The sequence below is a fragment of the Enterobacteriaceae endosymbiont of Donacia sparganii genome (assembly GCF_012569045.1).
In the GTDB taxonomy this organism is placed as follows: domain Bacteria; phylum Pseudomonadota; class Gammaproteobacteria; order Enterobacterales; family Enterobacteriaceae.
Window position 1 is genome coordinate 183286 of record NZ_CP046196.1, and the last position, 11406, is coordinate 194691.

General features: G+C 21.3%; 7 protein-coding genes and 1 tRNA gene. 1 reads left to right on the top strand and 7 read right to left on the bottom strand.

Translation table 11 applies throughout. The annotated features are described in order from the left end of the window. Positions 1-84: 84 nt before the first annotated feature. Positions 85-1731, bottom strand: a complete 1647-nt coding sequence (gene groL / locus GJT98_RS00895) for a chaperonin GroEL (protein ID WP_168820957.1) — start codon at positions 1729-1731, stop codon at positions 85-87. Positions 1732-1809: 78 nt separating this feature from the next. Continuing rightward, complete coding sequence (locus GJT98_RS00900) at positions 1810-2100, bottom strand: co-chaperone GroES (protein WP_168820959.1); 291 nt, start codon at positions 2098-2100, stop codon at positions 1810-1812. Positions 2101-2460: 360 nt separating this feature from the next. Here GJT98_RS00900 and GJT98_RS00905 point away from each other — a divergent pair. Beyond that, positions 2461-2533 (top strand) — tRNA-Phe (locus GJT98_RS00905). An 84-nt stretch (positions 2534-2617) separates the two neighbouring features. Here the strand turns inward: GJT98_RS00905 and GJT98_RS00910 are convergent. From GJT98_RS00910 to ilvC, 5 genes are all read right to left on the bottom strand, one after another. Next, positions 2618-3937 carry an OmpA family protein gene (locus tag GJT98_RS00910; RefSeq protein ID WP_168820960.1) on the bottom strand — a complete coding sequence of 440 codons (1320 nt, stop codon included), beginning with the start codon at positions 3935-3937 and terminating at the stop codon, positions 2618-2620. Positions 3938-4044: 107 nt separating this feature from the next. Beyond that, positions 4045-5058, bottom strand: a complete 1014-nt coding sequence (gene ygfZ / locus GJT98_RS00915) for a CAF17-like 4Fe-4S cluster assembly/insertion protein YgfZ (protein WP_168820962.1) — start codon at positions 5056-5058, stop codon at positions 4045-4047. 68 nt (positions 5059-5126) lie between these two features. Beyond that, positions 5127-8354: a carbamoyl-phosphate synthase large subunit gene (carB, locus tag GJT98_RS00920; RefSeq protein WP_168820964.1), complete on the bottom strand. Its 3228-nt coding sequence runs from the start codon at positions 8352-8354 to the stop codon at positions 5127-5129. Position 8355: 1 nt separating this feature from the next. Continuing rightward, positions 8356-9501, bottom strand: coding sequence for a glutamine-hydrolyzing carbamoyl-phosphate synthase small subunit (carA, locus tag GJT98_RS00925; protein WP_168820966.1), 1146 nt, complete (start codon positions 9499-9501; stop codon positions 8356-8358). 356 nt (positions 9502-9857) lie between these two features. Continuing rightward, on the bottom strand, positions 9858-11342 hold the full coding sequence (gene ilvC, locus GJT98_RS00930) for a ketol-acid reductoisomerase (protein ID WP_168820968.1): 1485 nt from the start codon (positions 11340-11342) through the stop codon (positions 9858-9860). Between the last annotated feature and the right edge of the window lie 64 nt (positions 11343-11406).

Consider the following 11406-nt stretch of genomic DNA (forward strand, 5'->3'; position numbering starts at 1 on the left):
AGCTTATATTAATATTTTAATAAATTAATAAAATAACAATTTAAATATTTTAAAATAAATAAAAATTTTTATTTATTTTAAAATTTACATCATACCACCCATGCCACCACCCATACTACCTGGAGGTGTATTAGATATTTCTGATTTTTCATCTTTAGGTAAATCTGTAACCATACATTCTGTAGTAATCATAAGTCCTGCTACAGATGCTGAATATTGTAATGCTGATCTTGTAACTTTAGTTGGATCTAAAATACCAAATTTAATCATATCTCCATATTCTTCATTTGCAGCATTATATCCATAATTACCATGACCATCTTTTACATTATTTGCAACTACAGATGGTTCTTCTCCTGCATTAGAAACTATTTGACGTAAAGGAGCTTCCATTGCTCTTAAAGCTACTTTTATACCCATATTCTGATCTTCATTTTGACCAGTTAAATTCATTAATTTAGCAGCTACACGTACTAATGCAACTCCTCCTCCTGCTACAACACCTTCTTCTACAGCAGCTCTAGTAGCATGTAAAGCATCTTCTACACGAGCTTTTTTTTCTTTCATTTCTACTTCAGTAGCTGCTCCAACTTTTAATACAGCAACTCCACCTGCTAATTTAGCTACTCTTTCTTGAAGTTTTTCACGATCATAATCAGAAGTTGCTTCATCTATTTGTTGTCTTATTTGATTAACACGTCCTGAAATATCGCTTTGTTTACCTATACCATCTATAATTGTTGTTGTATCTTTATTAATAACTATACGTTTTGCTTGTCCAAGATCTTCTAATGTTGTTTTATCTAATTCTAAACCAATTTCTTCTGAGATAACATTACCACCAGTAAGAATAGCAATATCTTGCAACATAGCTTTACGACGATCTCCAAATCCAGGAGCTTTAACTGCAGCTACTTTTACTACACCACGCATAGTATTTACTACTAAAGTAGCTAATGCTTCACCATCAACATCTTCAGCTATAATTAGTAATGATTTACTTGATTTTGCAACAATTTCTAAAATAGGGAGAATTTCTCTAATATTAGAAAGTTTTTTATCAACTAAAAGAATGTATGGATTATCAATTTCTACAGTTCCAGATTCTGATTTGTTAATAAAATATGGTGATAGATATCCTCTATCAAATTGCATTCCTTCCACAACATCTAATTCATCTTGTAATCCAGTTCCTTCTTCAACTGTAATAACTCCTTCTTTACCTACTCTTTCCATAGCTTGAGCAATTAAATTACCTACAGTTTCATCAGCATTTGCTGAAATAGTTCCTACTTGAGCTATAGATTTTGAATCTGAACATGGAACAGAAATTACTTTTAATTCTTCTACTGCAGCTATTACTGCTTTATCTATTCCCCTTTTTAAATCCATAGGGTTCATTCCTGCAGCAACTGCTTTTAAACCTTCACTTACAATAGATTGTGCTAAAACACTAGCAGTTGTTGTACCATCACCTGCCACATCATTAGCTTTAGAAGCTACTTCCTTGACCATTTGTGCTCCCATATTTTCAAATTTATCTTCTAATTCTATTTCTCTAGCAACTGTTACTCCATCTTTAGTTATTGCTGGAGCACCAAATGATTTATCTAGTACTACATTTCTACCTTTAGGTCCAAGAGTAATTTTGACTGCATCTGCAAGTACGTTTACACCTCGTAACATTTTTACACGTGCGTCATTACCAAATTTTACGTCTTTAGCTGCCATTTTAAATATTCCTTAAATTCATTTATATTAAATTAATTACATTTTCTATAATTTTATTTATTTAATGACAAATTCTTATTATTTAATAATAGCCAAAATATCACTTTCAGACATTATAAGTACTTCTTCATCATCAATTTTTTCTGTTTTAACACTATAACCATCATTAAAAATGATTATATCACCTTTCTTAACATCTAATGGCTTTACTACACCATTATCTAGTATACGTCCTTTTCCTACTGCTAATACTTCTCCTCTAGTAGATTTTCCTGCTGCAGAACCTGTTAATACAATTCCACCTGCAGATTTAGATTCAACTTCTTTTCTTTTTACAATAACACGATCATGTAATGGACGAATATTCATTTAATAATTCTCCTTTTAAGAAGTTTAGTCAAAGTCTTATAAATTAATATTAATTTATTTTAATAATGTGAATTGAAAGATAAGGACATATAGCTTATGTTTCAAGGTCTATTTAAAAATTTTTATTTTTTATCAAAATTTTTATTTCTTCTAATCTTTATAAAAATTTATAATTTTTTTAAAAAATAAAAAAATAAACATAAATAAATAATAATTTTAACATAATTAAATGTTAATTTTTTATTTATACAAAATAAAATTAAAATATTTTAAAATTTAAAATTAATATTAAAAAATTTTAATAAAAGTTATTGACGTATTATTATAAATATTGTCATAATATAATTAATTTATATATATGCCCGAATAGCTCAGTTGGTAGAGCAGTGGACTGAAAATCCCCGTGTCGGTGGTTCAATTCCGCCTTCGGGCATTTAAAAGTTATTTATGTAAATATTATATTTTTTAAAAAAATAAAAAATGCAGAAATAAATTATTTTCTGCATTTTTTATTTTTTTATAATTTAAATAAATTTAAATTATTGATTATTTCATCTATTGAAAATAGAATTATTGGGATTTGAAACATTTGTTCTAATTTTTTTCTAAAAATTAAATTATTTTTATATTGATCATAATAATTGTTATATGTAAAAAAATTATTTTCATTATTAAATTTATTAAAATCATCATAGTTGTGATTCATTAAACCATTTTTATAAAAAACATGTTTTTTCTTTATTTGAGGGATTTTTAAAATTTTTATTTCTACATATCTATCTATAATTAGACATTTTTTTAAAAGTTCATAATTTTTTATTTTTTTACATTTTTCATTAATTAATAAATTACTTCCTAATCCTTTAATAAAAATTATTTTTTTTAATAAATTTTTATTTTTAGATGTTAAATATTTAGCAACTTCTTCAGCTCTTTTTTTTGATAAAATATTATTAGTATCTTTTTCAAGATAATCAGAATGGCCTAAAATTACTATTTCACTTTTACTATCTGTAGATAAATTTTTATTTTTAATATTATTATTTAATTTTTTATTTAAAATTATTTTATCTTTTTTTTCAAGAATACTATTATCAAATTTAAAATAAACTTTTATTTTTGATAAAATATTATTTTTACCATAATTATTATAAAATTTATTTCTTGCTTTATTTAGTAAGTTTGTTATTGAAGGTAAATGATATTTATCAACAAATGTATATACTATACTAATAGTAAACATAGAATTATTTGTTTTTTGACCTAAATCATCATCATTATTATTCCCAATATTTTGTACAAATTGATATTCCGCTCTTGATGAAATATGATCATTTATTTTAAAATCTCCTCCTATAGCTAATAATGGAGAAGCACTATAATATGAATTATTTAAAAAAAGACTAGAATTATATTTACTATATTGTTTATTATTTGATTTTACAAATAAACCTCCTAAACGACTATATAAATATAAATTTTTAAATATAGGATATCTAAAATTAGAAGTTAATTGTATACCTTTAGATTCAAAAAAATTTGTAATATTTTTATCTTCAATATTTTTTTTAATAACACCTAACCAATCAAATCCTATTTCAAGACCTAAAAAATTATTTGCTTGATATCCAAAAAAAATTCCATTTCCTATTTTATTAAAAATAGTATATTCTTTATTATCAATATCCTTTCCTAATAATTTAATATGATCATATTGAGATAATCCAAGTTTAGAGCCAAAATACCAATAATTTTTAAAATTGGATTCAGATGCAGCATTAGCAATATTATAAATACTCATTAAAATTATTGTAAAAATAATAGTTATTTTTTTCATTTTTTTATATAAACCTTTTATTTTTAAATAAAAATATTTAAATATGATTAAAATTTAAAAAATAAATATATAATTTATATATATTTTAAAAAAATAATTTTTTTTTATTATTCAAAAATCTTAATAATAAAAAAAATACTTTTTTTATCTTTTTTAAATCTAATTAAAGAATTTTTTAAAATATTATTTTTTAATATAAGTTGTATCCAAATTAAATTTGATTTTAATATTAACGATTTTAAAATAATACTACCTCTTATTATTTCCCATTTTTTAGTTTTATTATTTTTAAATTCTAATAAATCATTATATGATGGTAAAAAATTTGCTTGTCCTTCTAGTAAACATAACTGATTATCTTTTTTTTTTTTAAATTTTAAACTACTAATTATTTCTTGCCCTAAATAACAACCTTTATTAAAATCAATAGAATTAAATGCCTCCATATTACTTTGTTGAGGTAAAAATAAATTATAATTATTATTAATATCAATAATAGGATAACCTATTTTCATATAAAATTTATCTAAAAAATTATATTTTTTTGATAAATAAATTAGTTTTTTAGAAAAAAAATCTTGTATAAAAAAATTAATATTTTTTTCTGATAAAATCATTAAATAATAATTATTATAATAACAAAATTTTAAAAAAATATCTTTTTCAAAAAAAGATAATGTTTCTTTTTTAAAAAAAATATTTTTTTTTTTTAAAATTGTAAATATATTTTTTTTTAATTTTATATCACTAGATACTCCAAAAATATTTTCTTTTAAATTTAAAAAAATTTTTATATCATAAAATATAGTATATTTTTTAATGTCTTTTAAATATTTTTTTACTATATTTTTTCTAATAATATATTTATAATGATTATCAAAATTTTTAAAAATATGCATATTTGTTAATATTTTTCCTTGAGAACTGCAATGTATGGCATTAAAAAAATTTATATTATTATCTAATTTATTTATATCAATTGTTAATTGATTTTGTAAAAAAATTTTACTATCAGGTCCTTTTATATTTATAACTTGTAAATCATTTAAATTATCGAATTTTAATAAATTATTAAAATTATTATTTTTTTTTATTTTTAATTTTTTTATATTATTTAACATTTAATTTTATAAAGATATTATTAATTTAAAATATGATAATACTTATTTATCATTATAATGTAAAAAAATTATTTTTTTAATAACATTTTATGTAATTCTTGTAAAGAAAATACTCTTTTTTTAAAATTATTTTGCATAGAAATAACTGTAGCTATAACACCATTAATAGTTGTACTGTAATATATATTATTTTGTAAAGCTAAAATTCTAATTAATTTAGAATTATGAGTAGAATTTGTTTCCTGTATAGTATTTATAATATAAGTATATCTTTTATTTTTTATAAAATTTATTATATTTGGTTCTTTCTCTGTAGATTGTCTAACTATTTTAACTGATAAATTTAATTTTTGTAAAAATTTAGCTGTATCATAAGTAGCTTCAATTATATAACCATAATTTATTAATTTTTTAATTAATGGAAAAATTAGTTTTTTATCTTGATCCTGTATAGATATTAATACAATACCTTTTTTCTTTATATATACTTTTGTTCCTAACATTGCTTTATAAAAAGCTTCTGCAAAAGAAAATCCTATACCCATAACTTCTCCCGTAGATCTCATCTCAGGACCTAAAATAGGATCTATATTATTAAATTTATTAAAAGGTAAAATTACTTCTTTTACAGAAAAATATGGAGGAATAATTTCTTTTTGAAGATTTAATTCTAATAAAGTTTTACCTATCATAACTAATGCACCTATTTTTGCTAATGGAATATTTATTGCTTTAGAAATAAAAGGAATTGTTCTAGATGCTCTAGGATTAACTTCTATTATATATATTTCTTTATTTTTAATAGCAAATTGTATATTTATTAATCCACATACATTAATTTTAATAGCTAATTTTTTCGTTTGAATTTTAATATTATTTAAAATATCTTTACTTAAAGTTCGTGTAGGAAAAGAACAAGCAGAATCTCCAGAATGTATTCCTACTTGTTCTATGTGTTCCATTATACCACCTATAAAAACATTTTTTTTATCACAAATAGCATCTACATCAATTTCTATTGCATTATCTAAAAATTTTTCTAATAAAACAGAAATATTATTTTTTATATTTAATAAATAATATTTTTTTAAATTATTTTCATTATATACTATTTTCATAAATCTTCCTCCTAAAACATAAGAAGGTCTTACTATTATAGGGTATCCTATAATATTTGCTTTTTCTAAAGCTTTATCTAAATTTTTTACTATAAAATTAGGTGATTGTTTTAATTTTAAAGTATTAATAATATGCTGAAATTTTTTTCTATTTTCAGCAAGATCTATTGATTTTGGACTTGTTCCAATAATATTAATACCCTCATTTTCTAATTCTTTAGCTAAATTTAATGGAGTTTGTCCTCCATACTGGACAATTACACCTTGTGGTTTTTCTATTCTAATAATTTCTAATATATTTTCTAAAGTAATAGGTTCAAAATATAACCGATCTGAAATATCATAATCTGTAGAAACAGTTTCTGGATTACAGTTAATCATAATTGTTTCAAAATTATGTTTACGTAATATCATTGATGCATGTACACAACAATAATCAAATTCAATACCTTGTCCAATTCTATTAGGACCACTTCCTAAAATTATAATTTTTTTTTTATTATTACTAGGATTAGCTTCAGATTCTATTTCATATGTTGAGTATATATAAGCAGTATTTGTTTTAAATTCAGCAGAACATGTATCTACTCTTTTATATACTGGATGGATATTTAATTTATATCTTAAATTTCTAATTTCTTTTTCAGAAATATTTAATAAATCAGCTATTCTACCGTCAGAAAATCCTTTTTTTTTTAATTGAAAAAAATTTTTTTTATTATGTAAATATTTAATACCTAATATTTTTATTTTTTCTTCAATATTAATTAAATCTTCTATTTGAAATAAAAACCATGGATCAATTTTAGAAAAATTATGTATTTCTTTAACAGATATACCAATTCTTATAGCATCTGCAACAAACCTGATTCTATCAGGACCAGGTTTTTTTAATTCTTTTATAATTAAATTATAATTTTTTTTATTTTTAATTAGGTTAATTTTTGATTTAAATCCATCAATTCCTATTTCTAAACTACATAATGCTTTTTGTATTGATTCTTGAAAAGATCTACCTATAGACATAACTTCACCAACTGATTTCATTTGTGTTGTTAATCTATCATTAACATTATTAAATTTTTCAAAATTAAATCTAGGTATTTTAGTTACTATATAATCAATAGAAGGTTCAAAAGCAGCTGTAATATGATTACTTGTTATATCATTTATTAATTCATCCAATGTATAACCAATAGAAAGTTTAGCTGATATTTTTGCAATTGGAAATCCTGTAGCTTTAGAGGCTAAAGCTGAGGAACGTGAAACACGAGGATTCATTTCAATTACTATTAATTTTCCTGTTATAGGATTAATAGCAAATTGTACATTAGCTCCTCCAGATTCAATACCCATTGCTTCTATAATTGATATAGAAGCATTTCTCATTATTTGATATTCTTTATCAGATAAAGTTTGTGCAGGTGCTACTGTAATAGAATCACCTGTATGAATACCCATCGGATCTATATTTTCAATAGAACATATAATAATAGAATTTCCATTTTTATCTCTTATAATTTCCATTTCATACTCTTTCCATCCTATTAAAGATTCATCAATAATTAATTCATTATTAGGAGATAAATCTAAACCATTTTTACAAATTTTTTTAAATTCTATTATATTATTTGCTATTCCTCCGCCACTTCCTCCCATAGTAAATGATGGCCTAATAATACATGGAAAATTAATTTTTTTAATATAATTTATTGCTTCATTCATATTATGAACAATAAAAGAATTAGGAACGTTGAAACCTAAATCTTTTATAATATTTGCAAAATAAAAACGATTTTCTGCTTTATTTATAGTATCAATTGATACACCAATAGTTTTTACATTAAATTTATTTAAAATATTATTTTTATGTAATTCTAAAATACAATTTAAAGCAGTTTGCCCCCCCATAGTAGGTAAAATAACATCAGGTTTTTCTTTTTCTATAATTTTAGAAATAATTTTCCAATTCATAGGTTCTATATAAGTAATATCAGAAACATTAGGATCAGTCATAATAGTAGCTGGATTAGAATTAACTAAAATTAAATTATATCCTTCTTCTTTTAAAGCTCTACATGCTTGAGTACCAGAGTAATCAAATTCACAAGCTTGTCCAATAATAATTGGCCCAGCTCCTAAAATCATAATATTTTTTATATCAGTACGTTTCGGCATTTTATAATCTCTTATATTTTATTACACAATATTTTTGAATTAATTCTATAAAATAATCAAATAAAATAGATGCATCATGTGGTCCTGGACTAGCTTCTGGATGTCCTTGAAAACCAAAAACAGGTTTATTTATAAAATGAATTCCTTGTATAGTATTATCAAATAAAGATTTATGTGTTATTTTTAAGTTTTTAGGAAAATTATTTATATCAATAGTAAATCCATGATTTTGAGTAGTAATTAAAACTTTATTATTTTTTAAATCTTTAACAGGATGATTACTACCATGATGCCCTATATCCATTTTTTTTATTTTTGCTCCACTTGCAATAGCTAATATTTGATGACCAAAACAAACACCAAAAATTGGAATATTTGTTGTTAATATTTTTTTTATATTCTTTATTATAGAAAAACATGGTCTAGGATCTCCTGGACCATTAGATAAAAAAATACCATCGGGATTTAATAACATTATTTCTTTATAGCTAGTAAAAGCAGATATAACTGTAACTTTACATTTTCTATCAACAAACATTTTTAAAATACTGGTTTTTACACCAAAATCTAATACTATAATATGCATTGAAAATAAATATTTTTTAATTATTTTAATATTTTTATTTCCTTCAATCCAAGAATAATTTACAGTTGTTGTAATATCTTTAATTAAATTTAATCCCTGTAATCCATTAAAATAATTAATTTTTTTTATAATATTTTTATAATTAAAATATTTTTCAGTAACAATTAATCCTATTTTATTTATTTTTTTATTACGTATTAATCTAGTTAAATATCGAGTGTCTATTCCTTCAATAGCAACAATATTATTTTTTTTTAAAAATATATCTAATTTTTCTGTACTACGATAGTTACTTGATATTTTTGATAAATTATTAATAATAAGTCCTTTTAAATAAATTTTTGATGATTCATTATCTTCAGAATTAATACCTGTATTACCAATATGAGGATATGTAAAAGTTAAAATTTGTTTATAATAAGAAGGATCAGTAATTATTTCTTGATAACCAGTAATAGCAGTATTAAATACTATTTCTCCTATAACTATTCCATTAACTCCTATAGATTTTCCAAAAAGCTTAGTTCCATCTTCCATTAATACTATGGCTTGATTATTCAATTTATTCTCCAAAATTTACAATAATTTATATAAAAATATATTTTTAAAAAATTAATTATATTTAATTTTAATATTTTTACTATTTTTTATATAAAATTATAATATATAATATTTATATAAAAAAATAATATTTAAAATTAATAATAGATATAAATTAACTTTAAAAATTAAATTTAATATATTAATATTAAATATTATTATTTTATAATTTGTAAAAAAAGATTTTTATAAGATAATTTTTTATAAATAAAATATTTAATATAGATTATTAGTAAAATAATTAATAAAAAATATAAAATTAATATTTTTAAAAAATACTCTCTTTATAAAAAAATAAAAAGAGAGTAAATTATTATTTATAATTTAAAATTAGTTAAAGATTTCATATGAATCATATAACTTCTTAAGAGATAACCTATTTTTTCAATAGGATGATTTCTAATATTATAATTTAAATCACGTAAATATTTATTTTTTATGCATTTATTTTTTATTTTTGAAATACCTATATCTTCTGCTGTAAGATTATTTATAAAGTTTTTTAATAAAGGAATAGCATTATTTGAAAATAAATAATTACCATATTCAGCTGTATCTGATATAACTTTATTCATTTCATATAATTTTTTTCTTGCAATAGTATTAGCAATTAAAGGTAATTCATGTAAAGATTCATAATATGCAGATGCAGAGGAAATACCAGATTCTGTCATTAATTCAAATGATAATTCAATACTACTTTTAATAAAAGCAATCATAACAATACCTTTATCAAAATAATCTTGTTCTTTTATATCATTATTTTTTATATTCTTAATTTTTTCAAAATTATTATTTTTATATAATTTTCTCCATTTAAGTAAATTACTATTATTATTATTCCAATCTTTTATAAGTTCTTTAGAAAATTTACCTGAAATTATATTATCAATATGTAATTTAAATAAAGGTTTTAATTTTTTTTTTAAAATTAATGTTAATTCATAAGCACGTATTTTACTATAATTATTTAATCTATCCATCATTAAACTAATACCTCCTTGTTTTAAGGATTCTGTAATAAATTCCCATCCAAATTGTATTAATTGTGAAGCATATAATGGATTAATATTAAGTTTTAATAATTTATCAAATAATAAAATAGAAGTTGTTTGTAACATTCCACATAATACTGTTTGTTCCCCCATTAAATCTGATTTAACTTCTGCTATAAAAGAAGATTCTAATACACCAGCTTTATGACTACCAATAGCAGTAGCCCATGCTTTAGCGGTTTTAAATCCATTATTAGTATTATCAGCATTTTGATGAACAGCAATTAAAGATGGGACACCAAATCCTCTTTTAAATTCTTCTCTAACTTCAGTTCCTGGGCATTTAGGAGCTACCATAATTACAGTAATATTTTTAGGAATATTTTCTCCTTCTTCAACAATATTAAAACCATGAGAGTATCCTAATGTTGCTCCATTTTTTATTAAATGTTTAATATTTTTTAAGACATTATGGTGATTATAATCAGGAGTTAAATTAATTACTAAATCTGCATTTGGTATTAATTCATTATAAGAACCTATAACAAAATTATTTTTATATGCTCTTTGCCAAGATAGATTTTTATTTTTTATAGATTCATTTTTTAAGGCATATGAAATATTTAATCCAGAATCTCTCATATTTAAACCTTGATTTAATCCTTGAGAACCACAACCTATAATAACAATTTTTTTATTTTTTAAATAATTTATACTGTTTATGAATTCTTCAAATTGCATTAATCTACATTTTTGTAAATTTTTTAATTTTTGACGAAAATTTAAATTATTAAAATAATTATTCATTAAATAATCCTATATACTATAAATATAGTTAATATTTTATTAATTTAATAAATTTTTTTTATAA

Excerpts from the sequence above, each read along its gene's own strand:
- groL (WP_168820957.1), bottom strand. The coding sequence starts at position 1,731 with ATGGCAGCTAAAGACGTAAAATTTGGTAATGACGCACGTGTAAAAATG.
- GJT98_RS00900 (WP_168820959.1), bottom strand. The coding sequence starts at position 2,100 with ATGAATATTCGTCCATTACATGATCGTGTTATTGTAAAAAGAAAAGAA.
- GJT98_RS00910 (WP_168820960.1), bottom strand. The coding sequence starts at position 3,937 with ATGAAAAAAATAACTATTATTTTTACAATAATTTTAATGAGTATTTAT.
- ygfZ (WP_168820962.1), bottom strand. The coding sequence starts at position 5,058 with ATGTTAAATAATATAAAAAAATTAAAAATAAAAAAAAATAATAATTTT.
- carB (WP_168820964.1), bottom strand. The coding sequence starts at position 8,354 with ATGCCGAAACGTACTGATATAAAAAATATTATGATTTTAGGAGCTGGG.
- ilvC (WP_168820968.1), bottom strand. The coding sequence starts at position 11,342 with ATGAATAATTATTTTAATAATTTAAATTTTCGTCAAAAATTAAAAAAT.